The organism is Rathayibacter sp. AY2B9, from assembly GCF_002931595.1.
In the GTDB taxonomy this organism is placed as follows: Bacteria; Actinomycetota; Actinomycetes; order Actinomycetales; family Microbacteriaceae; genus Rathayibacter.
The window spans coordinates 59,571-73,741 of the sequence record NZ_PSUB01000002.1 but is presented as its reverse complement, the minus strand read 5'-3'; the positions used below and the strand labels follow the sequence as shown (position 1 = coordinate 73,741).

Sequence of the window (14,171 nt, the reverse complement as noted above, 5' to 3'; positions counted from 1 at the left end):
CCGCGTCGGACGACCGGACCGTTGCGATCCACGAACGACTCCCCATCGAGGGGAGGTCGTCGGTCGGCGACGTACGGGGTGTCGTGAGTCGGACGGGAAGAGGCGAGCCGGTCTGCCGCTGCTGCACGAACCGGCCCGCCCCTTCGGCATCGTCTCAGTGGACGAGGGCGGCCTCCGCCTCGTCCCAGGCGGGGTTCAGGTCTTCCTTCTTCCCTCGGATGAGGAGGAATCCGGTGAGAGAGGCGGCGACCATGGTCACTGCTGCGGCCAGGAACACGGCCTTGTAGCCGTCGGTGAATGTGGTGAGCTCGGCCGTTCCGGACGCGATGGCGGAGTCCGCGGTGCTCGCGTAGAACACGGTGAACACCGCGAGACCGATGGACCCGCCGATGTGGAAGACGGAGTTGACGACGGCGGAGGCCACTCCGGCGTCCTCGTTCTCGACCCCGAGAAGGGCGAGGTTCTGGACGGGCACGAAGAGCATGGAGAGTCCGATTCCGAGCACGACCAGGGCGGGCAGGACCTGGAGGAAGTAGTTTCCGTCCGGGGTGATGCCGAGGAGCAGGAAGAGCCCTGCTGCCGAGACGAGCGGCCCGACGATCATCAGGGGTCGGGGGCCGAACGTGTTGAGGATCTTCGTGGTGACGGGCGAGAACGCCATGATCGCGACGGTCATGGCGAGGTTCGCGAGTCCTGCCATCAGCGGTCCCATTCCGAGCACGATCTGGAAGTAGAACGCGAGATAGAGGATGGCCCCGATCATCACGGCGCCATTGGCGGCCTGGATCAGGATCGCGCCGCCTCGCACACGACGCAGGATGACGCGCAGGGGCAGCAACGGCTGGTCGACCGTGCGTTCGATGAGCACGAAGACGGTCAGCAGGACGATGCCGAGTGCGAGGAAGGCGACGGTGTCGATCGCGCCCCATCCGTGCTCGGCTCGGGTGAACCCGTAGACGATCGCGCCCAGTCCCAGGGTCACGGTGACAGTTCCCCAGACGTCGTAGCGGTTGTCTCCTTCCGCCTTGCTCTCGCGGAGCACGAGAGCCCCGCCGACGAGGCCGAAGGCGACGAAGATGAGGTTGACGAAGAGGCACCAGCGCCAGTCGGTGAATTCGGTGAGCACGCCGCCCAGGATCAGGCCGATTGCGGCTCCGGATCCGGCGACCGTGCCGAAGACGGCGAAGGCGAGATTGCGCTCCTTGCCGTGGGCGAACGTCACGGTGAGCATGGCGAGTGCGGCGGGGGCGAGCAGTGCCGCGAAGGCGCCCTGGACGCCGCGAGCGATGACGAGTTCCATGCCGCTCTGCGACAGTCCGGCCCAGAGCGAGGCCGCTCCGAAGCCGATCATTCCGACCATGAAGGTGCGCTTGCGGCCCCAGTAATCGGCGATCCGACCGCCCAGAAGGAGAAGTGCTCCGAAGGCGAGGGCGTAGGCGGTGACGACCCACTGGCGCAGGCTGTCACTCATCCCGAGATCCACTTGGGCCTGAGGCAGGGCGATGGTGACGATCATCGTGTCGAGGACGACGACGAGCTGGGTCATGGCGAGAACGGCGAGCGCCCACCAGCGGGCGTTCGGCTTGTCCGCGATTCTGGACATGAAGAAACCTCCAGGCTTCTGAGGAATGAAGTCACTGGAGGTTTTCAGCCTCGGATCCCGCACCGGCAGTGCATCTGACCGCCCGCAGCTCCGAAGCTGGGCAGGCCGTTACCGTACCACAACTGTACAATCATGAATGTACAGTTGCTTTCTGATTCGTCGACCGTGACAGCCGTCCCTCCGGCTGCAGTCCGTCGTCAGGACGACTCGACACCGAGGGGGTCGAGCCTCACCTTCCGACGTCGGCAGGAGAGGATGGCAGACTGGCGGCCGACGCTGTCGCACCCGCTCGTGCGGTGACGCGTCGACACCCTCCGGGCGCCTCAGCACCCGCCGTCCCTAGCCGCTCACTCGGACCGAGGGAGCGGCGGAATCGATCACGACATGGAACCGAACCCGCCCAGCGGTGAGGGGGTCCTGCCTTCTCCTCGGACGTCTCCTCGCGCGACGCGACCCAACAACCGGACTCGGATCCTCGACGCAGCGGTCCGTGTCGCGGCGAGGGAAGGTTCTGTTCGCGTCACGCTCGAAGCGACTGCCGAAGAGGCTGGGCTGACACGCGGTGGAATGATGTACCACTTCCGCGATCGAGCCGATCTCGCCCATGCTCTCCAGGAGCACGTCGCGGCCGGCTGGGAAGCCCAGCTGATCGACGTCGCGGGGAAGACCGCGGACGAGGCCACCTTGACGGAGCGCGTGAGTGCCTACGTCGCCGTCGCCCTGACGCCGTCGACGCACATGCAGATCGGACTCCTCCAGGCCACGGGCAGCGACACCGCTCTCCGAGCGCCGGTAGCGGAGGTGCGCCGAAGGTGGACGCCCTCCGCAGAGGAGACCGCGACCGATCCGATCGCTCTCCGCCAGTTCATCGCCTGCCTTGCGGCTGACGGCCTGTGGTCGCACCACTCCCTCGGAGGCGATCGGATACCGGACGACACTCGAGCCGCGGTGATCTCCGAGATCATCCAGCTCTCCAGCACGGGGTGATGCACGAAGGGCGCGTTCCGGCGTGAGGCGGGTCCCCCGCCCGCCTCACACTGCTGAGGATGCAGCAGCGACGGCGTCCTCGAGGAGCGCCGCCACCGCCTCGCGCCGCGGCAGCACGGTCGCGAGCGCGGCGCCCATGACGGTCGGCGATGCCTCGTGCTGCCCCGGAGCGCTCGGGACGCGGTCGGAGGCGACGCACGTGTCGAAGTCGCTCCACCTGGAGCGTCACCGACACGACCGGTCCGACGACGGCCGACCAGGAGACGTCCCGCGTGCGCCCGCACTGGCACTCCGCTCGTCAGCGGGACAGCAGCGCGACGTGGATCTCCTCGGCGAGGAGGTCCAGCGCTCTCGCGTGGGACGCCAGGAAGGCCCGGCCGTCGCGCGTGATCGAGAAGCGCTCGATGCGCTGCAGTGCGGTCCTCCTGCCTCTCTCCAGGAGCACCAGGCCCCGGCGGGAGAGCCGGAGGAGCCGCTTGCGCACCTCGAGGACCTCGACACGGTCGCCGGAGCGGAGGTCGAGGACTGCTCGCAGGCGGGTCTCGTCGCGGTTCTCTCCGGTCGCGAGCGCGATCAGGATGAAGACGTCGATGCTGCAGTCGAGCCCGCAGGCTCCGCAGCGGTTCGTGCACCGCGCAGAGCGTGCCAGGGACACGAGGAATCGATCGAGGCGCATCACGGGTATCTCCTGGGGAACGGCGGTCTCCTGCTGCAACGAGAGGAACGGGCCGGACCGGTCACGGTCGGCCCGCATCCGGGAGTCCGCTCAGGAGAGGTTCGCACATCAGCGATCGGTCCGGACAGCAGGATACGGCCCGATCGCCGCCCCGGTCCGCAGCCGGTGGTGATGCCGCCGCGGCGGGATCGTCGGGCGATCAGGGTCGAGGACCCGTCCGAACGGCGCAGGGGGGCTCAGGAGAGAGGGAGGGCGTTGCCGTTGATCAGCAGGAGGTCGTGTCCTCCGACCGCAGCTGCACTGCCGGCCGCTCCGTCGTCCTTCTCCTCGGTGAGGGTGTGCGACTGCGCGACCTTCGTCAGCACGGGCCCGATGGACGGGACCGTCCCGGTTCTCACTCTGTGGTGCATCTCGTCGGTCGTCCTTCTGAGGTGGCGGCACTGCAGGGCGGCGCAGTGCCGGTCGGGGGCGGGGCGACGAGGGAGCGGGCGATCGTGGCGCCCGCTCCCTCACCGTCTCAGCGGCAGCTGCGCGCCGGGTAGTCGACGCTCGTCTGCGTGCTGACCGTCTTCCCGTCGACGACGGCCTTTCCTGTCGCGGCCACCGACCCCGCGGGGATCGAGACCGCGCGGGTGGTGACGGCGCTCGAGGCGGACGCTCCCGGCGCGACTCCGGTCACGGTCTTCGAGCCGAAGGCGGTGACCGTCGTGATGTCCATGATCGAGCGGCTGTCGTTCTTGACCACAGTGGTCAGGACGACCTTCCCGCTGACGCAGCGGGTCGACGCCGTGGCTGTCACGGTCAGCGGCGACGTGACGGTGACCTTCGCGGTCACAGTCCGGTTCGCGGGTGCGACCTCCTCCGTCGGCGTCAGATCGAAGACCGGCCGGCCGTCGGCGGCGTAGTGGATGCGGGCGAGACGGGTGTCGCGGCCGTCACCCCCGACTCCGTTGCCCCAGGTGTGGTAGACGTACACGTCGTTGCCGTCCTCGTCCTGGGTGACGGCTCCGTGGCCGGGACCCTGCTCGTAGGTGCGGTAGTCGAGGACGCCGTCGGGCATGGGAACGCTCTGCAGGAGCGGGGCGTCGTACTTGGTCCAGCTCGCGATGTCGGTCAGGTCACTGCCCTCCTTCGCCCAGGCGCCGCCCACGATGTACTTCGGGCTGACGCCGCTGCTGGAGTAGACGAGCGTGATCCTCCCGTCGCGCTGGATCGCGAACGCTCCCTCGGACAGGTGGTCCTCGAACGTCAGCGAGGGCACGATGATCGGGGTCGGCTCGCCGATGACGCGGGTGGGGTTCGCGGGATCGACCTTGGCGATCCAGGTCGCCGGGTCGCTCACTCCGTTGTCGACGTAGCGCTGGGACCAGGCGTAGTACGCAGTTCCACCGGACTCGAAGTAGGTCATGTCGAGGCTGATGTTGCGTCCCGTGCCGGGGCGTCCGAGGGCGCTCCCATCGCTCTTCACGACGGCGCGCGGCGCGCTCCAGTCGGAGGGGTTCGCGGGGTCTCCGCCGTCGCGCAGCTGCATGATGTGCGCCTGCACCGTGAACCACTGACCGTTCTGGTTCGACTGGTCGTTGTCCGGGTTGAAGCACGGGGCGAACAGGATGGAGAGCTTGCCGCCGATCTCGTGGATCTCGGGGGCCCAGTAGCAGCCCGCGATCACCTTGCCCTCGGCGGTGCGGTCCATCCGCGTGGTGCGGTTGAGGAGGTCCACCTCACGGGCTCGTCCGCCGTTGTCGTCGCTGAGCTGGTCGATGCTGTCGGCGACCCGGATCGGCAGGTGCTGCGAGGCGACGTTGTTGTTGTTCGTGTCGTCCGTGGCGGTGAAGAGGTACTGCGTCTTCCCGTTGCGCTCGTAGCGGTAGATCGTCGGATCCGCGCGGTTGTAGGCGAACGGCTCGTTGTACTGCCGCTGGCGGACGGTCCCGGAGAGGTCGTACGTTCCCGGGCCCTTCGCGGCGAGGTCGGCGAGCTGCTGCTGGTTCCAGTCGATGCCGAGGCTGCCGGTCGAGCCGTCGTTGTAGGAGAGCTGCGCCTTCACTCCGGACAGGGCGGAGGTGTCGCCCTGATCGATCGTCTGCGGTGCGACCGAGGATCCGGTGTTGACCGTGCGGCCGAACTTCTTCACGAGCGAGTCGGCGACGGAGCCGGAGACGGTCAGCGCGCCGCCCGGCAGAGCGTCGGCGACGCGGCCCGGGACTCCGGAGAGGTCGGGAGCGGCGACGGTGGCGGGGCTTCCACCGAGGACCGCACCGCGGTTCCCGTCGGTCACGACGACGCTGCGACGGCCGCCGTCCTTCGGCCAGAACGCCTGCGCGCGGAGCTCGGTGCGGGCGAGGTCCGTGACGGTCGTGTACTTCGCCGCCCCGGAGGAGTCCGTCCAGGAGACGAGGTAGCGGTTCTGGTCCGTGTCGAAGACGGCCTTCGGCGCGACGACGCCGCCGGTGGTGCCGAGGTCGATGAGGCCGAGCTCGGTGAAGTCGGACGCGGTGGCGTCCGTGGCCTTGAAGACCAGAGCGCTCGAGGCCCCGGTGCCGTCGGACGCGCCCGACTGCAGGACGCGGGTGGCGATCACGCCGACGGTGCCGTCGGCGAAGGTGAACAGCGAGGGGTTCGCGAGGCCGCGGTTGTCGGCCTTGTCGGTTCCGAGGAAGACCCCGTCGGCGAAGAGGACTCCCGAGTTGCCCGAGAGCGGTGCCGCGTCGGCGACGGACGAGCCGAGTGCCAGGTGGAGGCCGCGGGCGATCGTGTCCTGGTTCGCCTTGTCCTCGCCGGTCGGCGTCCGGGTGTACGACACCACGGTCTTCGCCGTGGAGGCGCTGAGGACGGTGGTGCGGAAGGTCTTCGTCAGCGTGGTGGCGCCGACCTTCACGGAGGCGGTGAGCGCGAGTGCCCGGTCGGTCGCCGAGTCGTTCACGAGGCGGCTGCCGGACAGGCCGGCACCGTCCGCGCTCCACGACACGGTGTAGCCGGCGACCGTGGGAAGAGCGGTTCCGGAGGCGACGGTCGGCGGGACGACGAGAGCGGTGCGCAGGCGCGCCGTGGCGTCGGCCTCGGTGTCGGCGGCGACGGTGACGGTTCGCGCGGTGCCGGTGGCGGCGGATCCGGCGAACGTCGCGGTCGGGGTCAGGGTCACGGTGGCGTTCGCCGAGCCGGGTGCCGGGCGGCGCACGGAGCCGTCGGTGCCGATCACCGCGGGGTCGCTGCTCGCCCAGGTGAGGACGGAGCCGCCCGCGCCGCGGGTCGGGAGGGAGAGGTCGCTGGTGACGGGTCCGGTCACGGCGATGGTCGCCGCGGCGGCGTCCGATGCAGCGATCGCGGCAGCGGCCGGAGCCGCGTCCTCGCGCACCTGGTCCTGGGTCAGTGCGGAGGAGTAGACGTGCACGTCGTCCATCGCCCCGGCGAAGAGAGGGTCGGGCCCGTAGAACGACTTGCCGAGGAGGCCGGAGAAGGCGGAGGTGCCGACAGTCGCCGCTCCGGTCGCGGAGGTCGGGGTGGTCTGGGCGAGCCGGCCGTCGACGTAGGTCGAGACGCTGACGCCGCTGCGCAGGACCACGGCGACGTGGCTCCAGCGGCCGGTGGCGGCGGGACCGGAGTCGGCCGCGCGCTGCTCCGAGCCGTTCTTCACGGCACCGATCAGGCTGCTTCCGCACTGGGGCGTGGTGAAGAGGTACCGCTCGGTCGACTGCCCGAGCGCGTACGCCCAACTGCAGTTCTGGTTCCCCTCCCAGCGCAGCCAGGCCGACATGGTCACGTCGGTGGTGGCCGCAGTGGTCAGTCCCGGCGCGATCTCGGCGTAGGCGGCGGAGCTGCCTGCGGCGCCGCCGGGGAGGCGGAGTGCGCGGTCGGTGCCGCCGCGCGGACCGGCGACGGTCGTCGCTCCGGTCCCGCGCACGGTGGCGGAGCGGCCGGCAGCGGAGTCGGTCAGGGTCGTGCCCGCGCCCACGGCGGAGCCGACGGCGGCGGACGAGGAGAAGTCGTAGGAGAGGACCGGGCTGGGCACCGCGGCCTGTGCGGGTGCCGCGCCGAGCGCAGCCCCTCCCGCTGTCAGGCTCGCGGCGACCAGGAGGGCCGTCGTGCGTCGGAACCGCATTGTTCGTCTACTTCCGTGGGAGAGGTGGATGCGGGGAGCACGGACGCGGGGTCCATGCTCCCCTGCTCCGGTGGCCGGAGGCCCCGGAACGGAGGAGGTCAGGGGAGGGGCGGCTGGACGCCGCCCCTCCCCTGTCACCGGCCTAGCGGCAGGTGAGTGCCGAGTACGGCGCGGTGGCCGTCCTGGTACCGTTCGCGTCCTTCGAGGCGACGCTCACCTCGCCCGCGGTGACCGAGGTCGCCCGGGTGGTGAAGGCGGCGGACACGGACTTGCCGGGAGCGACCCCGGCGAAGGTCCTGCTCCCCCACTGCGAGCCGACGGTCATCTCGACCGTGGAGCCGCTCGTGTTGGTGCCGGTCGCGGTGACCGTCACCTTGCCGGCGACGCAGCGGCTCGCGGCAGAGGCCGTCAGCGACGGTCCGGGAGGAGCCGTGGCGGTGATGGTGGCGATGGCCGGCGTCGCTGCCGAGTTGGCGAGCTGTCCGCGCACCTGCACGGTGTCGCCCGCCTTCTTCAGCGAGCTGAGATCGGCGGTCGCCCACGTCACGGCGACCGTCTCACGGTGGCCGTCCTTGAACGTCGCGCCCACCGTGGCGGGCAGGTCGACGGTGGTCGATCCGGCCTGCACGGTCCGCGCCACGGCGTCGATCGAGGTCACCAGGAGCGACGGGTTCCACTTCGCGGCGAGCCCGTCGCGCTCCTTCGCGGTGATGGAGACGACGGATCCGTGGCGGGGCGACGTCGGCAGCGAGAAGCTGCTGGGGATCGTCCACTGGATGTCGCCCTCGAGCGAGTTCGTGCCGAGCGGGATGTAGCCGCGTCCGCCGTAGTTGTCGGTCCAGAGGAAGTACTTGTACCCCGCCCGGTCACCCTCGTTGGTCTTGAAGATCTCGGGACCCTCGACCTCCGGCGTTCCGGCGGTGCGGCCGATGCAGGTGTCGATGAGGCTCCACGCGCCGGAGGCGGTGGTGGCCCGCAGGTTCGTCGACTTCTGTCCGATGATGTCGGGCGAGGGGCAGCCGCTGGTCTCGGTCGCCTTCGTGAAGCGGTAGTAGGTGTCGCCGTCCTTGAGCATCGTGGCGTCGATCAGCCCGTTGCGGCTGTTGAGCGAGGGGACGTCGGCGGCCTTGAACCAGACCTCGGGGGTGGTGAACTCCCGGAAGTCGCGGGTGGTGGAGGTGAGGATCTGCGGTCCGTTGCCGTCCTCAACGTTGCGGGTGCTGTCGGTGAAGAGGGCCGAGGTCCAGTAGACGACGTACGCGTCGATGGTGGGGTCGTAGGTGGCCTCCGGCGCCCAGGTCATGCCCGCGTTCGGCAGGTTGACCTCGACGTGGCGCTGCTGGCCCCAGTTGACGAGGTCCGTGGACTCCCAGATCTCGAGGTAGCGGCTGCCGCGGTTGGTCGAGCCGCCGAAGCCGGTGGTGCCGACGGAGAGGTCGGTGGCCATCAGGAAGAAGCGGTCGCCCTCCTTCGAGCGGAAGACGAACGGGTCGCGCAGGCCCTTCGTGCCCAGGGTCGAGGTGAGGATCGGCTGCGCGTCGTTCAGGGTCTTCCACGTGAGCGAGTCGTTGCCGTCGGAGGTCGCGAAGCGGATCTTCTCGCCCTCGATGCTGTCGCCGGTGAAGTACGCGAACAGGTACGCGTCGAGGTCGCTCGCGGCGACGGGGGCCGCGGCCGGAACGGTGCGCGTGAGGGTCCGGACGAGGGGCGTGGTGCCGGGGACGGTGATCGTCGCGGTGAGGGTGACGGTGGTGTCGGCGGACGGACGCGTGAGCGAGCCCTTCGCGACGACGTTCGGCGCGGTGCCCTTGTCGGCGGAGGTGATGACGGCCTCGTTCGACGAGGTCCAGGTCACCACGGCGCTGGCGCTGTTCGCGCGCGCGGCGGTGGTGGCGACGTCGGCTCCGGTCGAGGGCAGGTTCAGGCTGCCGCGCACCGGTCCGGCGAGGGCGGGATCGTTGGCGATGCCGTCGGCGACGGCCCGGGCGAGCTCGGCCTCGGCGCTGTCACCGGCGGCGTACGCCGGGACGGAGACGGTGGTCGCTCGGCCGACGACGGTGATGCCGCCGTGGACCGCGGTCGGGGTCAGCGTGACGGTGGCGTCCGGGCTGCCCGCGGCGGGCCGGGTGACGACGCCGCTGGTGCTGACGACGCCGGGGGCGCTCGACGTCCAGGTGATCGTGGAGCCGTTGGCGCCGGTCGTGGGGAGAGTGAGGTTCGAGGTGACGTTCGAGGTGTCACCGAGCGAGACGGCGGCGTCCTGGTTCGCGAGCACCGAGTGCACGGACGCGGCGCTCTGCTGCACCTGGCCGGCGGTGAGCGCGGAGGTCCAGACCTGCATGTCGTCGATCGCGCCGGCCCAGTAGGCGTCCGCGCCGTAGAAGGACTTGCCGAGGAAGCCGGAGAACGTGGAGGTGCCGATCGCCGAGGCGGCGGTGAAGGTCGTGCTGCCCTGGCCGACGAGGGTTCCGTCGAAGTAGGTCGAGACCGACTGGCCGCCCTTGACGACGACCGCCATGTGCACCCAGCGGTTCGCGGCGACCGGAGTGGTGCCTGCGGCCCGCACCTCGGAGCCGCTCTTGATCGCGCCGAAGCCGGCCGGTCCGCACTTCGTGGTGGAGAGGACGTGGGAGTCGACGCTGGAGCCGAGCGTGAAGGGCCAGGTGCAGTCCGGAGCACCGCTCCAGCGCAGCCAGGCGGACATCGTGACGTCCTGCGTGCCGGCGGGGATCAGGCCCGGGGCGATCCGGACGTGCGGCGCGGCCGACGTGCTCGATCCGCCCGGGAGCGAGAGAGCGCGGTCGGTGGAGGCGCCGGAGGGACCCGCGACGCTGGTCGCGCCGGAGTTGATCAGGGTGCCGGGGTGATTGCCCGGAGCGGAGTCGGCGACGACGGCTCCGTTGGCGAGCGTCGCGCCGATGCCGTCGAACGAGTACTGCAGCGCGGGAGCGGGGACGGTCTCTGCGGCGCCGGCGGCGCCGATCGGTCCGAGGACGCCGCCGAGGCAGGCGATCGCGAGCGTCAGCGCGGCGCCCGCTCGGGGGAGGCGTGAGCGCCGGGTGCGCTCCTGCCGGGGGGTTCGTGACATGGGGGGTCCTTCAGGTGAGGGGTCGGAGGGGGAGGACGGAGCCCGCGCGATCGGCCGGCGGAGTGGTGAGTCCGGCGTCCGTCTGGCGGGGAGGGAATCGCCGGAAGGCGGCCCGGGACGCGGGCCTGGCGACCCGTGATCGGGAGGCGGAGGTCGACGTGGGTGCGAGGACGAGACGTCGCGCGCTGCGGGCGCCGACCGCGGTCACCGCGTGGGAGGTGTCGGCCGGGCCGACAGTCATCGGGGCCGGGCGTGGGCCTGCGGCGGGAGGGTGCGGCGGGAGGGTGGTGCTGTCGTCATCATCGACGTTCCTCTCAGGTTCGCCTTCGAACCGGTCGGAGTGGGACGCGAGGCGCGAGGACGCGCTTGCCCACTTCAGGTGACACCGTACCGACTTTTGTTAACGGTAACAATGGCGGATTCCGGGCGATGCCGCAGCGACGGCGGGTGTGAGCGCTCTCTCCCTGCGAGCACGGGGATCCGCGTGGACGGATCACCCTCGCCCGGCGGGGCTCGGACCGGATCCGCTCGAGACCGGCACTTGACACCGGCTCCGCGACCGGTCGATGGTTGTCCACGTCAACATGCAGGTCGTGATCAGCTTCCCGTCCCACTCGGAGCGTCGGCGCTGACGCGTCCCGCGGCGGGACGACCGGATCACCATCCCGGTCGCTCCGGCGCATCCTCTGCCGTGCTCCGACCCCTTCGGACACGGCTCCTTCCTGCGACCCTCACCCGCGTCCCTTCGGGGACGCCGGATGTCTGTGAAAGGCACCCATGTCCCGGACAACGAAGTCCCACCCCTCCAAGCGCCTGATCGGCGCCCTGATCGCGGCCGTCGTCGGCATCACGACCTTCGGCATCAGCTCGCCCGCCTCTGCAGCCACCGCCCCGGTCGGCCTCGGATCGGCGCAGGAGATCCGCAACCAGCACAGCAGCATGTGTCTCGACGACTTCGACTTCGGCACTCAGCCCGGAGCCGAGGTGCGGCAGTGGAGCTGCACCGAGGGGAGCAACCAGCGCTGGCAGGTCACCGACCTCGGCACAGGCTACGCCGAGATCAAGAACACCTTCAGCAACCTCTGCCTCGACAACTTCGACTTCGGCACCACCCCGGGCTCGGAGGTGCGGCAGTGGAGCTGCAACGGCAGCACCGCCCAGCAGTGGCGGATCACCTCCGTCGGCGGAGGCTACGCCGAGATCGCCAATCGGCACAGCGACCTCTGCCTCGACAACAAGGACTTCCGCCAGCTCGACGGCTCCCCCATTCAGCAGTGGACCTGCACCGGCTCCAAGGCCCAGCGCTGGGCACTGACCGATCCGACCGTGCAGAAGATCACCTGGACGCTGAACCGCGTCGCGAGCCCGACCGCTGACGAGGCCGACGCCTACGCCCGCATCACCGACGCGATGGACCGCGCCGTGGCCCGCTACAACCGCCTCAGCAACATCTCCCGCTCCCTGACCGTCTCGTACAGCCCCGGAACCCCGACGGCCGATGCGAACATCTACGGCCAGATCCGCTTCGGCAAGGAGCGCGTCTACATGGTGGAGGGCACCGCCATGCACGAGATCTCGCACACCGTGGGCTTGGGCACGTCGACCACCTTCAACACGAACTGCGAGAACAGCAGCTGGGACTCGGCCCTGGCACTGCTGCGCACCTGGGACGGACCGGACGCGACAATCCAGTGCACCCCGGGTCACATCTTGAACTACGGCCTCAACTACAACAGCGAGTTCAGCCAGCTGAACCTCGAGCGCCACGTGAAGCTGGTGCAGTCCATGCTCAGTGACGGCATGTAGCCGTCACTCGAGGCACGCCCGAACGAGCATCCTCGCCGCCCCTCGCGGGCGGCCGGCGCCGGCGGGGCGGGGAACCAGAGCCCTCCCCCCCGCCGGCGCCGCATGCCCCGATGTCTCCCTCCGGAGGCGCGGGGCAGCGGAGCGCTCGGGAGTCGAGGAGGGCCCCTCGACCGGGTGGTCGCAGCCGACGTGCCGGACGCCGCACCCTGGGGAGGGGGCGTCCGGCACGTCTCCCTCGTGTCCGCGCCGTCCGGTCCGCCGGACCCCCCGGAGGCGCATGACGGGCGGCGTCTGCGGGCGCTAGCGGTTCTGCTCGACGGTGCTCGGCGCGGTCCGGTGCGTCTCCGGCGCCTCCGTGCCGACGGGCTCCGCCTCCCCGCTCGCCGCGGCCTCCCGCAGGTACTGCGCCGACATGACGCGGTAGGAGCGGGTGAGCATCGCCGCGCCGGCCGCGATGATCATGACGACTCCGCCGACCAGGAACACCAGCGCGATCCCCCGGCCGATGCCGTCGCCGAGCAGCCCGCCGAACGCCGAGCGCCCGGCCGGCGACTCCATGTACGGGATGAGCGCGAACTCGGCGATCGGGGCGATGAGGAACGACGTGATCGGAGCGGCGGCCGACTCGAACGCCGCCGCGAAGCCGAAGACGCGCCCCTGGGTCTCGAAGGGGACGACCTTCTGGATCACCGTCTGCTCGGCGGCCTCGACCGCCGGGATCAGGGTCATGTAGATCCAGATGCCGCCGGCGTAGAGCCACCACCAGTCGCGGAGGGTGAAGACCGCGCCGATCAGGCCCATCGCCATCACGAGCAGCAGCATCGTCCGGATCGGGTTCCTCCCGAGACCGAACCTCGCGACGAGCAGACCGCCGATGACGAAGCCGCTCGCCGTCACTCCGAGCACCACGCCCCACAGCTCGACCGGGAACAGCTCGAGGCCGTACGGGTCCATCAGCGCCATGTAGACGCCGCCGATCAAGTTGTTGAACGTCGAGAAGACGATGAGCGCGAACAGCCCGGTCGCCGCCCGCACCGCGGTGATGCTGCCGCGGAGATCGATCAGCGGCGCCCTCTCCCCCGTCGGCGCGGGCCGGTCCTCCGGGATGCGCAGGAAGAGGAGGTGCAGGAGCGCGGCGGCGGAGAGGCCGATCGCGATCACCAGCGTCCACCCCATGCCGAGCAGGCCGATGGCGAGCCCGCTGAAGACGCTCGTCACCACGAAGGCGAGGCCCTGGACCGTGCCGACGAGGCCGTTCGCGCGGGCGTGCCCCTCCACCGGGACCAGCAGGGTCACCGTCGTGGACAGGGCGATGTTGCGCATGTTCTCGATGACGGCGCCGAAGAGGATCGTTCCCGAGAACACCCAGAACCAGGGGGCGCGGAAGTCCAGGAGCGCCGCCTCGGGCAGCGCGAGGAAGAGACCGCCCGCGACGCCGAACGACACGAGCGTGACCGCCCCGGCGAAGACCATGACGCGGAACTTGCGGTGCCGGTCCACGATCGTGCCGAAGGCCATCGCGAAGACCGCGACGAGCAGCATGTAGGCGCCGCCGATGATCCCGGTCGCCAGGACGGAGCGCGTCTCGAGGTACACCCAGAACGTGAGCGCGAACCAGAGGAAGCTCGTCGTCACGTTCGCGACGGCGGTGTTGAGGAGGATCTGGTGGAAGTCGCGGAGCTTCGTCGAGGTGTCGGCGTCGGCTCCGGGCACGGGGGCGGTCGAGGACACGGCTTCCCTCCGCTCGCGACGGCGCCGTCGGTCCCGCGGCGGGAGTCGAGGGTCGTCGCAGCCACTGTAGGACCGCGCCGTCGGCGAGTCGAGAGGGGCCGGGCGTCCGGCGGGGATGCGCTGCCGCCTCCCGCGCGGACGCGGGCGCCGCCGCCCTCGCGACCCGGATCAGCGGGCCTCG

At 70.5% G+C, this 14,171-nt stretch carries 8 protein-coding genes; 2 read left to right on the top strand and 6 right to left on the bottom strand.

Going from position 1 to position 14,171, the window contains the following annotated elements; genetic code table 11:
• Positions 1-154 precede the first annotated feature (154 nt).
• On the bottom strand, positions 155-1,603 hold the full coding sequence (locus C5C25_RS02985) for an MFS transporter (RefSeq protein WP_104249690.1): 1,449 nt from the start codon (positions 1,601-1,603) through the stop codon (positions 155-157).
• A gap of 384 nt (positions 1,604-1,987) precedes the next feature.
• Between C5C25_RS02985 and C5C25_RS02980 the strand changes: the two genes are divergently transcribed.
• Complete coding sequence (locus C5C25_RS02980; protein ID WP_104226025.1) at positions 1,988-2,590, top strand: TetR/AcrR family transcriptional regulator; 603 nt, start codon at positions 1,988-1,990, stop codon at positions 2,588-2,590.
• A gap of 298 nt (positions 2,591-2,888) precedes the next feature.
• Here C5C25_RS02980 and C5C25_RS02975 read toward each other — a convergent pair whose 3' ends face one another.
• The 4 genes from C5C25_RS02975 to C5C25_RS02965 form a co-directional block, all read right to left on the bottom strand.
• Entirely contained in the window at positions 2,889-3,269 is a 381-nt protein-coding gene (locus tag C5C25_RS02975) for a hypothetical protein (RefSeq protein WP_104249689.1), read from the bottom strand.
• Positions 3,270-3,502: 233 nt separating this feature from the next.
• A complete protein-coding gene (locus C5C25_RS16385; protein ID WP_181133619.1) occupies positions 3,503-3,664 on the bottom strand; it encodes a hypothetical protein in 162 nt (53 codons plus the stop codon).
• A gap of 119 nt (positions 3,665-3,783) precedes the next feature.
• Positions 3,784-7,365 (bottom strand): family 43 glycosylhydrolase, encoded by a 3,582-nt coding sequence (locus tag C5C25_RS02970; RefSeq protein ID WP_104249688.1) that lies wholly within the window; start codon positions 7,363-7,365, stop codon positions 3,784-3,786.
• A gap of 142 nt (positions 7,366-7,507) precedes the next feature.
• Complete coding sequence (locus C5C25_RS02965) at positions 7,508-10,453, bottom strand: immunoglobulin-like domain-containing protein (RefSeq protein ID WP_104249687.1); 2,946 nt, start codon at positions 10,451-10,453, stop codon at positions 7,508-7,510.
• Between the two features lie 777 nt (positions 10,454-11,230).
• Here C5C25_RS02965 and C5C25_RS02960 point away from each other — a divergent pair.
• Entirely contained in the window at positions 11,231-12,259 is a 1,029-nt protein-coding gene (locus C5C25_RS02960) for an RICIN domain-containing protein (protein WP_104233666.1), read from the top strand.
• A gap of 300 nt (positions 12,260-12,559) precedes the next feature.
• Here the strand turns inward: C5C25_RS02960 and C5C25_RS02955 are convergent, their stop codons facing one another.
• Positions 12,560-13,990: an MFS transporter gene (locus tag C5C25_RS02955; protein WP_104249686.1), complete on the bottom strand. Its 1,431-nt coding sequence runs from the start codon at positions 13,988-13,990 to the stop codon at positions 12,560-12,562.
• Positions 13,991-14,171: the final 181 nt, after the last annotated feature.